Here is a 13379-nt window from a genome sequence, read left to right as displayed (position 1 = left end):
GTCGTCGGTGCTACTGCGACCGGTGCCGGCGCCGTATCCTGTGTACGCGTCACGAGACCTGCGTTCCAGTTCACGTAAGCATCCGCTTCGTGGAAATGGATGAACCCAGAATCTTTGGCGAGCTTGTGGCTGTCCGCGCTAAGACGTGTCGAAATCGTGAGCGTCTTGACCGAATGCTTCGCGTCGACTGCTTGTAATTTCTTAATCATGTTTTGTGACCAAGCGTCGCTCTTGATCGTGTCGGCGTTGAAACTCTCCCACATGATGCCGTCAACGTAAGGTGCCGTTGACGTTTCTAACGTGTCGAAGCCCCAGTTTTGAACCATGGCGATATCACCATAGCGCGCCCGAGCTTGTTTCAAGAAGTTGACGAGTCCGTCCCGTTGCTGCTTGAGCACGGTCGGATTGTTCAAATGTTCGTTATCGATATCACCGACCGTATCCATGAACACGCCATCGATGCCTTTGGCGACGACTTGGTTCTGGATTTCCGTGAGGAGCAACCCTTGGAAGTGCGGTGAGGCGATGTTCGTCAAGTACGAATCCCATTCCGAGTAATGGACACGTTGTCCGTTACGCGTAAAGAAGTCACCTGACTGAAGTTTTGACATGAGACCTGTGTTCCATGTCGCGACTTCCATAACGCTAATATATCCGAGTACTTTTGTCCCGCGTGCTTTGATTTGCTCCACTTGCGCTTTCGTGTAATGGAGTGGCTCAATGATGACGAGGTCATAGTTTTGCATATCTTTCAAAATCGCTGCCGTTGGATGACCATAATACACTTGATAGTTCTTCACGCCGTCGAGTGGGTTCATGGTTTGTGCCCCCGTTTTGGACATGTTCAGACTAACAATTAACATCACTACCATTAGAGACATAATTAACTTTTTCAATTTCACTACCTATTCCTCTCCTGATGACTGACAAAACGTGGTGACGGACGATGATGGTTGAATGGAGTTGTGTCTCGTGGCTCCCCCTTTTCTTATATTCAAATGACGAGAAGGTTAGTGCTGTGTGTTTTATGGATGTATCGGATTCGTGTATGTAATGTTGAACCTTCGCAAAAAAAATTATAGGATAGTTTTTCACGAAAACATAGTGTCAATTTGACAACAAAAAACCGCTTCACGACATGAAAGTGTCATGAAACGGGTAAAACGATAAGTTATTCGATTATATGTAAGTATTTAGCGTTGACTCTAATTCGAGACGATCAATCAAATAGACTCGTTCCGTCTCGACGTCCATCAATTGAAGGGTGTCTTGCCCTTCCTCCATCCAGACGTCAAACCGTTGTTCGGTCAACTGCTCATAGAGCGCGAGCGTCCCGCATCGTTCCCCGGTCGGCTGTCCACTACTCGGCTTTACATGGGACAACAATTCAAATAGCTCGCTCGTACTCGGTCCACCAAGATGGGCGATTTTCGTCTCCGTCTCGTATGTCGCCAAACGCATCGCATCTTTTTGCTCCGATTTGATCGTCAATTCACCGGCGCCCGGCCGTTGGACGGCCCCCCATACCTCAATCACGGTATCATAACGAGTCGATAAGACGGCAGAGTCCTGATCCGAGACGTCTTCGATCGGCTCATCTGCGAGCACGATTCGCTTCAAGAGCCGCCGTCCTTCGCCATCTAAATTAAAGACGGCTTCCATCGAGTCGATTTGCACGTACTCACCCGAAAGCGAACTAGGTAACACGGTTCGGTCCCACGCCTGTTCTGTACCCATTTGGAGCGTAATCCGTTGATCGGCCAACTGGGTCAAGAACGCCACGCCTTCATTCTTACCGCTCTCGAAGACGAACAGTCCCGGCTCAATCAACTGTCCCGTCTCGGCACCGTCTTGATAGACGTGATAGGTGACATGAAGCGCGCCTCGGTCCGGTGTGTGATACCGGAAGACCGAACCGGGAACAATGGTCTCATGCGTCTCGTTGACCGCGAAGGCGCGCGCCACGGTCGTGACGTCAGACTCAGGAATGAACGATAGCGTGTTGCCGACATCGACCTCCCTCGGTTCTGACCCCGCTGCGGACTCGAACGCCTCAATGGCATCGGTACGGAAGACGCGCTCATTTTGTTCGTTGCTCTTCAAACAAGAGACGTAACGCTCGTCCCCGCTCCGCCAATATTTGACGGTCTTGCTGCCTAATTCGTCGTAGAAAGGATGACGGAATGTAATGGAGGCCACTTCAGCCCGCCGCATCGGCAACACGTCCGTCGGTTTTTGCTCACAGTAGTTTAATAATCGCGACTTCAGCGCAGACGTCAACGGGATGTCTCGGTCTTGGTGAATCGCATACGTCGACAATGACCGCAAGTTGAGCGCGTTCGTCTCGTTTGCGCCACATCCGCTTAAAAAGATGATGGCACCGATCATCATCCATAAGACGTGTTTCATTCCGCCCCCTCCTTTCACATTTATTTGGGTACTATCACCTAAAATTTTCTTTTTCACTTTATCATACAATAATAATTACTTATATAGTTAGAAGAACAAACAAAAAATGCCACTTGCGTGGCACTTTTTTAGTCGTCATCTCGGTCGTCGTCTTGATTATCGTCCCGATCGTCATCTTGGTCGTCATCATTTTGATTGTCGTTTTGATCATCTTGATCGTCTTGGTCATCCCGGTCATCGTCACGTTCAATCTCTTTCACTTGCTGTTGAAGGTTCAACTCGAGTTTGACGCGGTCACCGGCTTTTGGCGCCTCATCGTCAAGCTCGTAGCGGCTCGCGAGTTTGAACGTCTCGGACTTGCCGTCACGCTCGATGGTCACGTCACGGTCCGACAAGCTGACGAACGTGCCGTAGATGTCAAAGTCGTCACTCTCGCGGTCGACTTCCTTCACTTCCTCGTTTTGATTAAATTCCAATTTCACGCGATCACCGGCTTTCGGCGTATCATCATCAATCTCATGACGGGCCGCGAGCGGATACGTCGCTTCCTTGCCGCTGAAGCTGATCGTCACGTCACGGTCTGATAGGCTGACGAGGGTACCATACAATTCATAATCATCGTCATCGACCGAACGGACCGGCGTGTCACTCGAGGCTGTTCCTTCTGTCGACGCGGCCGCTTCTTGGTTCGCACCGTCTTGTGCGTCATCTGCGGCATCATCCGTCCCACTGTTCACACTGTCGACCGACCGCGGGACGATGACCGTGTCCGTGTTGTCGTTCGCAACATACAACCCGATTCCTGCGACGGCGAGGACTGCCAAGCCGACGCCTAAAATCCATCCGATTAGTTTCATGATGTTTCCTCCTCGTTTCATGTGGTGAACTTGTTCTACATCTTCATCATAGAACGGTGACCTTAGAGCACCACGAGGATTCCATTAGAAAACGATGAGAATCTGCGAAAGGTTTGTCATTTTGCGACGAAGAAAATACTGCCGTCCGGCGCGTTCGCGTAACTGCCGACCGACCAACCGTTCATGTCGGCCACTTCCTTGGCGATGGCGAGCCCGAGTCCGCTGCCGCTCCGGTCCCGTGCCTCATCGAGTCGATAAAAGCGGTCGAACAGACGCGCCCTGGCGTCATCGCTCAGTGTCGTCCCATGGTCACGCACTTCAATCCGATTCGGTGTCATCGTCACGTGCGTGTCAGTCGCGTACTTCAAGCTGTTGTCGATGAAGATGACGACGAGCCGTTGCAGCGAATCACGGTGTCCGTACCACGTTCCTGTCGCCTCGATTGGAACCCGGACGCCATGCGAACGCTCGAACCGCTCGGTCAATTGGTCGGCGAATTCGGTTAATTCAATCGCTTCGGCCTCGATTTCTTCAAGTGAGGAGAAGCGGCTCAGTTCAAGCATCGGTTCAATCAAGTCTTCGCGCATTTGCCGGGACTCGGTCAAAATGTGATCGATCGCCTCGTCACGGACGGCCGGGTCGCTCTGTCCCCAGCGCCGGAGCAGTTTGGCGTACCCTTCGATGACCGTGAGCGGCGTCTTCAGTTCATGTGAAACATCGGCGACGAAACGCCGTTGTTGCTCCATCGACCCTTCGACCCGGCCAATCATTTGATTGAAGCCCGTCGCAAGTGTCGACACTTCGTCTTGGCTCGTCCCGACATCGATGGTCTCAAGGGTTCCCGATTCCGTGATTCGTTCCATCGTCGTCTCGAGCCGGCGGAGCGGGTCGAGCCCTTGCCTGACGATCCAAAGGCTGCCGATGAACGTCATCGCCACGGCGATCAAAAAGATGATGAGAAAGATCGTGGCGAGCGTCTGGAGCGTCTCACTCACCGCCGCGTCTTGAAACGCGTAGCCGAGTCCATTCGACGTCGCGATGACGAACCAGTCGTCGACGAGGGCCGGCTCGCCGAAATTGACGGGAAACCGCAATCCTTCCTCGGCCTCTCCGCCGATGATGCCCCAGTCGCCGTTCGCTTGCCGTTCGAGCACGACACTGTCCTCGTGTAACGACAAGACGGCCTGGCGATTCCGCTCGTCCTCCTCGAGCAAGCTGAGTGCCTGGCGCAAGACGTCATAGCGGGCGTCGACGATCTGTTGACGCGAGACGAGCCAGGCGACACCGAACGAGGTGATCAGGAGGAACAACATGAACCCCGCCATCGCCAAGGCGATCTTCGTCCGTAGCTTCATTTTATTCACCACGCTTCAACATATAGCCGACGCCTCGGACCGTCTGAATCCAAGAGCCTCCGAGTTTCTTGCGGACATAGCGGACGTACACATCGACGACGTTCGTGTCCCCGTAATAATCGAAGCCCCAGACGTGTTCGACGAGTTGGTCGCGCGTGAGCACGCGTTCCGAATGTTCGAGCAGATAGACGAGCAAATCGAACTCTCTCCGGGTCAGGTCGACTTTTTGCCCCTCGCAGATTACTTCGTGACGATTGACGTCGACGGTCAGCCCTTCATAAGATAAGACCCGTTCACTCGTATCGACTTGGACGTGTTGCCGCATCCGTAAGAACGCCCGGATCCGTGCGAGCAACTCTTCCATCTCGAACGGTTTCGTGATGTAATCATCGGCCCCGAGGTCGAGCCCGCTCACTTTATCGTAACGGTCCCCACGTGCCGTCACCATCAATACCGGGAGAAGCGGCTGCTCTTCTTTGACACGGCGAACGACTTCGAGACCGCTCATCTGCGGCAACATGACGTCGAGCAACATGAGGTCAATCCCACCAGTGAGTGCCCGGTCGAGCCCGGCCCGCCCGTCATGAGCGACCTCGACTTGATAACCGGCATGCATGAGTTCAAGTTCGAGTAATCTGGCAATTTTAGCATCGTCTTCAACGACGAGAATCGTAGGCATTCCATTCATCCTTTCTTAAAAAAACGCCGAGCAGTCCGCCCGACGCATCATTCTAAGTGTTCCCGGATTCCTCAGTCAAAAAACGGACGAACTGCTTCTGGAATCGCTTGTTCGATGCGCAATTCGAGTGAATCGCCCATCCGGTCAAACGTCGTTTCAATCCCTTCCGCCTGAAACGCCAAATCAGTCCCGACTTGAGCGATTTGGTCGAGCCAAGCGTTACCGGTCAAGGTGAATAATAAGAACCCGGCGACCCCTGCCGCCATGAGTGTCAATGCGAGCGCACCGACGGCCACTCCTCGAACCATTCTTCCAATCTTACCTCTGCTAGTTGAGCGCATATGTCCCTCTCCCTTGTCTATTTTCTTTCTTTACTGTACGGGAGCGAGCTGAGAAAGAGCGGTGAAACAGATTAGAATTTGATGAGAAAAAGAGGCCACAGCACGCTGCGACCTCAATCTTCTTCAAGCACCGACTTGGCGATCGGCGCCCAATACGTTCCATCCATGGCGGCGACCTCGGCGAGCGTCGTCCGGTACGTGTCGTCCCCGGCCTTCTTCTCGGCGATGCCTTTCATCCATAAGACGTCCGCTTTATATCCCGATTCTGGGTACGTCTCGACGTAAGCGGCATAGTCTTGGATTTCCGCTTCACCGAGCTTGTTGTCGACGAGCAAGCGATAAAATCCGACCGCCTGTTCTTGACCGGCTTTCGCCTTGCCGACGAGGAGCGCATCGGCTTCCTCGTATCGTTTGTCCGAGACGAGTGTCTCGACTTTAGCGAGCGGGATGACGGCCGGTGCCTCAGGCGACTCGGTCGTCTCATCCTCGGTTTGGAGCGCCTCGTTCGCTTCTTCAAGCCGGGCGACTTCTTTCTCGAGTTCTTCTAACCGTTTCGCGAGTGCCTCCTCTTCCGTCACCGTCACGACCCGCTCGTCGGAAGCGGACGGCGTCACTGGGGGTGGCGCCGGGTCCGGCCAAAAGGCGAGCGCGACCAGCCCGAGCCCGACGACGAGCGGCAGGCCGAGCCATGTCTTGTCCCACTTGAACGCATTCTTCCAATCTGACAAGTCCGCATGACCGATGACGGCCGGCGAGAACGAACGAAAGCGGCGCTTGGCCGCCTTCTTTCCGTTCGCCTTCACTTCGAGCGCGAGCCCAAGCCGATGAAACGCCGCCGGCACTTTCATCCCGAGAAGCGGTACAATCCGTTCACTTGCCTCGATATAATAGTCATGATCGAGCAGCGTCGTCACGACCTCGAACTCGTTCGCGACGAGGCGAAACGTCGGGTCGTGCTCGCCTTTTCGGACGAGCCATTCGGTCATATCGATGAGCGGCAGTTCCGCGAGTTCCCGATCTGCGAGTGTCCGTACGTCCATTCGTCAGCCTCGTTCAGGATAGAGCGGGAACTTCGACGTCAACGCGCGCACGGCTTCGTGCGCTTCGGTGAGCACCGCCTCATCTTCATGGTTCGTCAAGACGCGTCCAATCAAGCGAGCGACTTCACGCATATCGTCTTCTTTCAATCCGCGCGTCGTCATCGCGGCCGTCCCGAGACGAATCCCGCTCGTCACGAACGGTGAGGCCGGATCGAATGGGATCGTGTTCTTGTTGACCGTGATGCCGGCTGCGTCGAGCGCATGCTCGGCCGCTTTCCCGGTGATATCGATGCCACGGAGGTCGACGAGGAGAAGGTGGTTATCCGTGCCGCCCGATACGATGCGGAGTCCCTCTTCTTCTAATCCTTGCGCGAGCACTTGTGCGTTTTTGATGACTTGTGCCTGATAATCTTTGAACTCAGGTTGAAGCGCTTCTCCGAACGCCACTGCCTTCGCAGCGATGACGTGCATGAGCGGACCACCTTGAATCCCTGGGAAGATCGACTTGTCAATCGCCTTGGCGAACTCCTCTTTACAGAGGATCATGCCGCCGCGCGGACCGCGGAGCGTCTTGTGCGTCGTCGTCGTCACGAAGTGCGCGTGCTCGACCGGGTTCGGATGAAGCCCGGCCGCGACGAGACCGGCGATGTGCGCCATGTCGACCATGAGGTAAGCATCGACGCTATCGGCGATCTCACGGAACTTGGCGAAGTCGATTGTCCGCGGGTACGCCGAGGCACCAGCGACGATGAGTTTTGGTTTATGTTCTTTCGCGAGGGCTGCGACAACGTCATAATCGATGTGTTCTGTCTCTTTGTCCACACCGTATTCGACGAAATTGTATTGAACGCCTGAGAAGTTGACCGGACTTCCGTGCGTCAAATGGCCACCGTGCGACAAGTTCATGCCGAGCACCGTGTCACCGGCTTCAAGTACTGTAAAGTAAACGGCCATGTTCGCTTGGGCACCCGAATGCGGCTGCACGTTGGCATGTTCTGCACCGAACAGCTCTTTCGCACGGTCGCGGGCCAAGTTCTCGGCTACGTCGACGAACTCACAACCACCGTAGTAGCGACGGCCTGGATAACCTTCCGCGTACTTGTTCGTGAGCACGCCACCTTGCGCTTCCATGACTGCTTCTGAGACAAAATTCTCCGAGGCAATGAGTTCGATGTTCTCGCGTTGGCGACCGAGCTCGTGTTGCATCGCTTCAAACAATTCCGCATCCTGTACTTTCAACTTCGTCGTGTTTACCATGTTGAAACCCCCTCTGAATGTCTAAAAATCAACACCCCCATCGTAACATATGCTTCTTTTTTTGGGTATCGTCTAATCAGAGGTCAAGTTGGGTATCATAATGAAGAAGACGATCAGAGGAGGATTTGTATGATTGAGACAAAACAGATCACGATTACCCCGTTTGAACGCGAGCGGACGGTTCGGATTTATACACCTGCGGATTACGACACGACGGACAAACGTTATCCTGTGCTCTATATGCATGACGGCCAGAACGTGTTCGCCGACGAGGACGCGAGCTATAAGATGAGTTGGCGCGCCGGCGAGTATGTGGACGCCTCGAAACGCGACTTGATTATCGTCGGCATTGACAGTGCCCCGGGCGAGATGCGACTCGACGAATACGGACCGTGGGAAAACCCATACATCGGTGAGAGCCTGCTCGGTCAAGACGTGACGCTCGGCGGCCAAGGGTCGGCCTACATCGAATATATCGCCCAAGAGTTAAAACCGATGATCGATGCGAACTATCGGACGAATCCGGACGAGACGGCGATGATAGGCAGTTCGATGGGCGGCTTGATCTCGATTTACGCCGCATGTGTCTATCCCGACATCTTCAAACGCGTCGCCTCGCTATCATCGGCGTTCTGGTTCAACCAGACCGAGCTTGAACAGTTAATCGAGTCGAGCGATTTGAGCGGTGTCGAACGTCTATATATGGACGTCGGTCGGAAAGAAGTCGAACAACCGTCAGCGGACGGCCCGACGAACGAGATGTATCTCGAGTCGAGCGAACGCGTCTATGCGCTCCTCCGCGACAAAGTCGACCACATCCGTTTCGAGGTCATCGAGGAAGGCGTGCATAACGAGCTCGCTTGGCGCGAACGGTTCCCGATGGTCATCTCATATTTGTTCAGTGAAGAGTTATAACGCAAAAGAAAGCCGGTCATCGCGACCGGCTTTCGTTTATTTCGCTGGATAGTGGGCCCGGGGGCCGCCAATCAGTTTCGGCCGCGTGATGGCGAACGTGACGTACGCCTCACCGAGCTGCTTCGCCGACAACCGGACCGGGATCGCGACCGGCTTCAAATGCATACCGATCAGCGTCGACCCGATATCGATCCCTGCATCCGCTTGAATCGATTCGACGACGCAAGGCGTATCGAAGCTTTCGTACGCTTTTTCCGCCATCGCCCCGCCCGCTGCGCGCACAGGGACGACCGTCACTTCTGTCAACCCGAACTGTTTCTGCGTCCGTCGTTCGACCGTGAGCGCCCGATTAATATGTTCACAGCCTTGAAAGGCGAGATGGACGCCGGTCTTGTCGCGAAACGTCAGAAACGCTTCGATGAAGTCCGACGCCACATCAATCGAGCCCGCTTTCCCAATCGTCTTACCGACGACCTCGCTCGTCGAACAACCGATGACGAGAATCTTGTCCTCATCTAACGGAAACCGTTCGTGCAACTCCGTCAATAAGTTCAAAAGTTCCGCCTTCATCGCTGTCACTTCGTTTCGTAAGCGCTCATCTTATCGACACGGTTCGAGTGGCGTCCGCCCTCGAAATCTGTATCGAGCCATGTCGCCACTAAATCGAGTGCAAGACCCGGTCCGATGACGCGCTCGCCCATCGTCATGATGTTCGAGTCGTTGTGTTGACGTGTCGCTTTCGCGCTGAACGAGTCATGGACGAGTGCCGCCCGGATGCCTTTCACTTTGTTGGCGGCAATCCCGATGCCGATCCCTGTCCCGCAAATCAAGATGCCACGGTCGAACTCACCAGCCGCGACGGCTTCAGCGACCGGAATCGCCACGTCTGGATAATCGATTGACTCGGCCGAGTGTGTCCCGAAGTCCTTATACTCGTGACCAAGCTCTTCCAATAGTCCGATGATGTCTTTTTTCAAGTTAAATCCGCCATGATCGGCGCCAATTGCGATTTTCATTCGTTCATTCCCCCGTCTTCTTTGGTAGGCGTCTCGGTGGTTTTGTCACCTTTGACCCGTCATTCGTCAATTTTAGCACAAGTCGATTCACGAGTGGTTCGAGTTCGTTTCGGACTTGGCGGTAGACGTTCATCGACCCTCCGAACGGGTCATTGATGTCGCGCTCGAGTCCGGTGACGAACTCGTATAACGTGAACGTGCGGTCGGCCAAATCCGGGTACGTGTCACGAATCTGTTCACGATGCGCCCGTGTCATCGTCAAGATGACGTCCGCCCAACGTCCGAGGACGTCGTCGAATGTCTGGGTCACGTGATCGAGCTCAATTCCTCGTTCACGCAACACTTGGAGTGCATTTTCTGAGGCGTCGAACCCTTGCATCGTCCGCAGCCCGGCCGAACGAATATCGAACTCGTCCCCCGTCACTTTCGAGCGGAGCAGGGCCATCGTCATCGGGCTTCGGCATGTGTTCCCACTACATATGAATAATACGCGTTTCATTGACATCGCGTGATCCTCCTCTATGTCCTTAAGCCTCTTCCTGTGGACGGATGACTTTACCGCCTGCCGCCTTGTAGAGGCGGTTATATACGGCAAGAGCGACTCCCGTCGGTTCAATCCGATTCACGTAAATCTCTTCTACATCCGTCTCATCAAACTTTCGCAACGCCTCATACAAACGCTGGGCCGCTGTCTCCATCGAAATACCGAGGGAGAGAGTGACGTCCGCCGGGGTCGTCGCTTCATCAAATACGAGTGCGCCAACTCGCTTGCCCGTCGCCTGTCGTGTCGTGATGACACGGACGAGGTCATCGCGTCCTCCTTCGACTAAATAAAGAGGGGCGCTCGGGGCGTAATGGGTGTACTTCATTCCTGGTGATCGTGGCGCAGCTGCTTCATCGCTCAAGTTGGCATCGAGAATGACCGGGCCGATGACCGCCTCAATCGCTTCTTTCGTCACGCCGCCCGGACGTAAAATCATCGCCGGCTCCGTCGTGCAGTCGATCACAGTCGATTCGACACCGATGCCTGTCGGTCCCCCATCCATAATACCCGCGATCCGGCCAGTCAAATCATCTGCCACGTGCCGGGCTGACGTCGGTGATGGACGTCCAGAACGGTTCGCGCTCGGTGCCGCCAGTCCAAGACCGGACGTACGAATCAATTCCAGCGCGGCCGGATGATTCGGCATTCTGAGTCCGATCGAATCAAGACCAGCCGTCACGAACGAAGACGCTCGGCCGTTCGACGGTAAGATGATGGTCAAGGCACCAGGCCAAAACGCTTCCATCAAGCGTCTGGCGACCGGCGGGATGGTTTGCGCGAAATGCTCGGCCTGTTCGACCGAGGCCACGTGGACGATGAGCGGGTTGTCCGACGGTCTTCCTTTCGCCTCGAAAATCTTTTTGATGGCGACGTCGTTCGTCGCGTCTCCGGCGAGTCCGTAGACGGTCTCCGTCGGCATGGCGATCACCTCGCCCGCCTGCAAGAGACGTACCCCTTCCTCAACTTCTGTCGGCTTGATCCATTTCGTTTCCATGCGCAATCCCTTCCCTCACGGCGTAGACGATTCGGTCTTTGCCGTTTATATCTTTTAAAATACCCGTTTCTGCTTCAGGATAACGTTCGGACAGGTACGATTTCACAACTTGTCCTTGATTATACCCGATTTCAAATGCAATCAATTGCCAATCGGCACACAAGACGCGCATCGAGTCGGCGATAATCTTCCGATAAAAATCGAGCCCGTCCGCTCCTCCGAACAAGGCGAGGTGCGGCTCATAGCCTGAGACCGTCTCATCGAGCAGTTCGTCCGCCTCGATATAGGGCGGATTCGAGACGAGCACACGAATCGAGTCGTCGGCAATCGGGGCGAGGCAATCACCTTCATGGAAGGACACGTCCGCCCCGAGCGCTGTTGCGTTCCGCTTGGCGACAGCAATCGCTTCCCGGGAAATATCGACCGTCTGGACGCGGACACCGAGTTCGAGACTGAGCGTGACGGCGATTGCCCCGCTGCCGGTCCCGATATCGACGATGTCATCATCGGCCACGTCGGTCACATGCTCAACGACCCATTCGATCAACTCTTCCGTTTCCGGTCGCGGAATCAAGACGTCCCGATTGACCTCGAACATCCGCCCGTAAAACGGGGCGTGACCAATCAAATGCTGGACCGGCTCGCCTGCGAGCAGGCGCTCGAATCCTGTTCGGAATTTAGATTCCTCATCAACTGTCAATTCGTCGGATAAACGGATGAGCAGTCCCGTCCGGTCGACGTCAAGGACGTGCATGAGCCACCACTCCGCGGTCGAGGCATCGCGCCCCGCGTCAAGAAGTTCCCGCTCCGCTTGCTTCAATCTCGCGGCGATTCGCATCAATCCACGTCCTCCATGAGACGGGCCTGTTCGTCCATGACGAGGGCGTCGATGATATCCTCGAGTTCACCAGCGAGGACGCGGTCGAGCTTTTGAAGCGTGAGTCCGATGCGGTGATCGGTCACGCGGCTCTGTGGGAAGTTATACGTCCGAATCCGCTCCGAGCGGTCCCCTGTCCCGACTGCAGACTTGCGCTGCGCTGACAGTTCTTCGAGGTGTTCGCTCTGCATCTTGTCATAGAGCCGAGCCCGGAGCACTTTGAGTGCCTTATCTTTATTCTTATGTTGCGACTTCTCATCCTGACATGAGACGACGAGCCCCGAGGGAATGTGCGTCAACCGTACGGCCGATTGGGTCGTGTTAACCGACTGCCCCCCTGGTCCGGACGACGTGAACGTGTCGACACGGACGTCTTTCATATCGATATGCACTTCGACGTCCTCGGCTTCCGGCAACACCGCGACGGTCGCCGTCGATGTATGGATGCGTCCGCCCGACTCGGTCGATGGGACGCGTTGAACCCGATGCGCCCCATTCTCGAACTTCAATTTCGAGTAGGCGCCGGTCCCGTTGATCAGGAACGTCACTTCTTTGAAGCCGCCGAGTTCTGTATAGTTGGCGTCGATCAATTCGGTCTTCCAGTTCTGCCGCTCGGCGAAACGCGTGTACATCTTGTACAGGTCGACTGCGAACAGTGCCGCTTCGTCCCCACCGGCCGCTCCGCGAATCTCGACGATGACGTTCTTGTCGTCGTTCGGGTCTTTCGGCAACAGTAAGACGCGAAGTTTCGCTTCGAGCCCCTTCACTTCCGGCTCGAGGAGCGCCATCTCTTCTTTGGCGAGCTCCCGCATGTCGGCATCGAGTGTGCGGTCTTCAAGCATGAGTTTCGCTTCTTTATACGCCGTGCTCGTTTCTTTATAGTGGCGATATGCCTGTACCGTCTCCTCGAGTTGAGACTGTTCTTTTGAATATTGTCGTAATTTATTCGCATCGCTGAGCACTTCAGGGTCAGCGAGCATCTCATTTAATTGCATATAGCGTTCTTCTAATACGCTCAAACGGTCAAACATGATGATCCGTCCTTTCTCCGTCAAATCGAACTGTCTTCATTATAGCAAAAAACGAACCGCCGAG

At 54.9% G+C, this 13379-nt stretch carries 15 protein-coding genes; 1 reads left to right on the top strand and 14 read right to left on the bottom strand.

Translation table 11 applies throughout. The features are described from left to right. The 8 genes from KNP64_RS06635 to glyA all read right to left on the bottom strand — a co-directional run. The coding region (locus KNP64_RS06635) for a glycoside hydrolase family 191 protein (RefSeq protein WP_214792211.1) at positions 1–818 on the bottom strand (818 nt) is incomplete at its 3' end. A gap of 361 nt (positions 819–1179) precedes the next feature. Continuing rightward, positions 1180–2409, bottom strand: coding sequence for a hypothetical protein (locus KNP64_RS06630; protein ID WP_214764358.1), 1230 nt, complete (start codon positions 2407–2409; stop codon positions 1180–1182). A 128-nt stretch (positions 2410–2537) separates the two neighbouring features. Further along, positions 2538–3266: a hypothetical protein gene (locus KNP64_RS06625; RefSeq protein ID WP_251126338.1), complete on the bottom strand. Its 729-nt coding sequence runs from the start codon at positions 3264–3266 to the stop codon at positions 2538–2540. A 116-nt stretch (positions 3267–3382) separates the two neighbouring features. After that, complete coding sequence (locus KNP64_RS06620; protein WP_214792207.1) at positions 3383–4621, bottom strand: sensor histidine kinase; 1239 nt, start codon at positions 4619–4621, stop codon at positions 3383–3385. Between the two features lies 1 nt (position 4622). Next, a complete protein-coding gene (locus KNP64_RS06615; RefSeq protein WP_138858777.1) occupies positions 4623–5300 on the bottom strand; it encodes a response regulator transcription factor in 678 nt (225 codons plus the stop codon). A 71-nt stretch (positions 5301–5371) separates the two neighbouring features. Beyond that, positions 5372–5641 carry a hypothetical protein gene (locus tag KNP64_RS06610; RefSeq protein WP_214792205.1) on the bottom strand — a complete coding sequence of 90 codons (270 nt, stop codon included), beginning with the start codon at positions 5639–5641 and terminating at the stop codon, positions 5372–5374. A 113-nt stretch (positions 5642–5754) separates the two neighbouring features. Beyond that, positions 5755–6681: a hypothetical protein gene (locus KNP64_RS06605; protein WP_214792203.1), complete on the bottom strand. Its 927-nt coding sequence runs from the start codon at positions 6679–6681 to the stop codon at positions 5755–5757. A gap of 3 nt (positions 6682–6684) precedes the next feature. Next, positions 6685–7938: a serine hydroxymethyltransferase gene (gene glyA / locus KNP64_RS06600; RefSeq protein WP_034779234.1), complete on the bottom strand. Its 1254-nt coding sequence runs from the start codon at positions 7936–7938 to the stop codon at positions 6685–6687. 129 nt (positions 7939–8067) lie between these two features. Here glyA and KNP64_RS06595 point away from each other — a divergent pair, with 129 nt between their 5' ends. After that, a complete protein-coding gene (locus KNP64_RS06595) occupies positions 8068–8853 on the top strand; it encodes an alpha/beta hydrolase (protein WP_138858773.1) in 786 nt (261 codons plus the stop codon). A 36-nt stretch (positions 8854–8889) separates the two neighbouring features. On the opposite strand, the gene KNP64_RS06590 is transcribed toward KNP64_RS06595, so the two are convergent. From KNP64_RS06590 to prfA, 6 genes are read right to left on the bottom strand one after another with little or no spacing between them, the layout of a single operon-like run. Further along, the gene (locus tag KNP64_RS06590; RefSeq protein WP_138858772.1) at positions 8890–9432 is read right to left on the bottom strand and encodes a TIGR01440 family protein; all 543 of its coding nucleotides are present in this window, start codon (positions 9430–9432) and stop codon (positions 8890–8892) included. Further along, the gene (rpiB, locus tag KNP64_RS06585) at positions 9429–9869 is read right to left on the bottom strand and encodes a ribose 5-phosphate isomerase B (RefSeq protein WP_021066115.1); all 441 of its coding nucleotides are present in this window, start codon (positions 9867–9869) and stop codon (positions 9429–9431) included. The genes KNP64_RS06590 and rpiB overlap by 4 nt, the downstream gene beginning before the upstream one ends. Positions 9870–9873: 4 nt before the next feature. Then, positions 9874–10374 carry a low molecular weight protein arginine phosphatase gene (locus KNP64_RS06580; protein ID WP_138858771.1) on the bottom strand — a complete coding sequence of 167 codons (501 nt, stop codon included), beginning with the start codon at positions 10372–10374 and terminating at the stop codon, positions 9874–9876. A 22-nt stretch (positions 10375–10396) separates the two neighbouring features. Then, positions 10397–11407 carry an L-threonylcarbamoyladenylate synthase gene (locus tag KNP64_RS06575; RefSeq protein ID WP_138858770.1) on the bottom strand — a complete coding sequence of 337 codons (1011 nt, stop codon included), beginning with the start codon at positions 11405–11407 and terminating at the stop codon, positions 10397–10399. Further along, positions 11373–12245 carry a peptide chain release factor N(5)-glutamine methyltransferase gene (gene prmC / locus KNP64_RS06570; protein ID WP_214792460.1) on the bottom strand — a complete coding sequence of 291 codons (873 nt, stop codon included), beginning with the start codon at positions 12243–12245 and terminating at the stop codon, positions 11373–11375. The genes KNP64_RS06575 and prmC overlap by 35 nt, the downstream gene beginning before the upstream one ends. Continuing rightward, the gene (gene prfA / locus KNP64_RS06565; RefSeq protein ID WP_214792201.1) at positions 12245–13315 is read right to left on the bottom strand and encodes a peptide chain release factor 1; all 1071 of its coding nucleotides are present in this window, start codon (positions 13313–13315) and stop codon (positions 12245–12247) included. The genes prmC and prfA overlap by 1 nt, the downstream gene beginning before the upstream one ends. Positions 13316–13379 lie beyond the last annotated feature (64 nt).

The organism is Exiguobacterium sp. s64 (genome assembly GCF_018618035.1).
Lineage (GTDB): Bacteria > Bacillota > Bacilli > Exiguobacteriales > Exiguobacteriaceae > Exiguobacterium > Exiguobacterium mexicanum_A.
Note: the sequence above shows the minus strand (reverse complement) of the source record. Positions and strands in the feature narration are given on the sequence as shown.

What these genes read in the sequence shown, in the direction of transcription:
- KNP64_RS06630 (WP_214764358.1), bottom strand. Translation starts at nt 2,409, where the DNA reads ATGAAACACGTCTTATGGATGATGATCGGTGCCATCATCTTTTTAAGC.
- KNP64_RS06625 (WP_251126338.1), bottom strand. Translation starts at nt 3,266, where the DNA reads ATGAAACTAATCGGATGGATTTTAGGCGTCGGCTTGGCAGTCCTCGCC.
- KNP64_RS06620 (WP_214792207.1), bottom strand. Translation starts at nt 4,621, where the DNA reads ATGAAGCTACGGACGAAGATCGCCTTGGCGATGGCGGGGTTCATGTTG.
- KNP64_RS06615 (WP_138858777.1), bottom strand. Translation starts at nt 5,300, where the DNA reads ATGCCTACGATTCTCGTCGTTGAAGACGATGCTAAAATTGCCAGATTA.
- KNP64_RS06610 (WP_214792205.1), bottom strand. Translation starts at nt 5,641, where the DNA reads ATGCGCTCAACTAGCAGAGGTAAGATTGGAAGAATGGTTCGAGGAGTG.
- KNP64_RS06605 (WP_214792203.1), bottom strand. Translation starts at nt 6,681, where the DNA reads ATGGACGTACGGACACTCGCAGATCGGGAACTCGCGGAACTGCCGCTC.
- glyA (WP_034779234.1), bottom strand. Translation starts at nt 7,938, where the DNA reads ATGGTAAACACGACGAAGTTGAAAGTACAGGATGCGGAATTGTTTGAA.
- KNP64_RS06595 (WP_138858773.1), top strand. Translation starts at nt 8,068, where the DNA reads ATGATTGAGACAAAACAGATCACGATTACCCCGTTTGAACGCGAGCGG.
- rpiB (WP_021066115.1), bottom strand. Translation starts at nt 9,869, where the DNA reads ATGAAAATCGCAATTGGCGCCGATCATGGCGGATTTAACTTGAAAAAA.
- KNP64_RS06580 (WP_138858771.1), bottom strand. Translation starts at nt 10,374, where the DNA reads ATGTCAATGAAACGCGTATTATTCATATGTAGTGGGAACACATGCCGA.
- KNP64_RS06575 (WP_138858770.1), bottom strand. Translation starts at nt 11,407, where the DNA reads ATGGAAACGAAATGGATCAAGCCGACAGAAGTTGAGGAAGGGGTACGT.
- prmC (WP_214792460.1), bottom strand. Translation starts at nt 12,245, where the DNA reads ATGCGAATCGCCGCGAGATTGAAGCAAGCGGAGCGGGAACTTCTTGAC.
- prfA (WP_214792201.1), bottom strand. Translation starts at nt 13,315, where the DNA reads ATGTTTGACCGTTTGAGCGTATTAGAAGAACGCTATATGCAATTAAAT.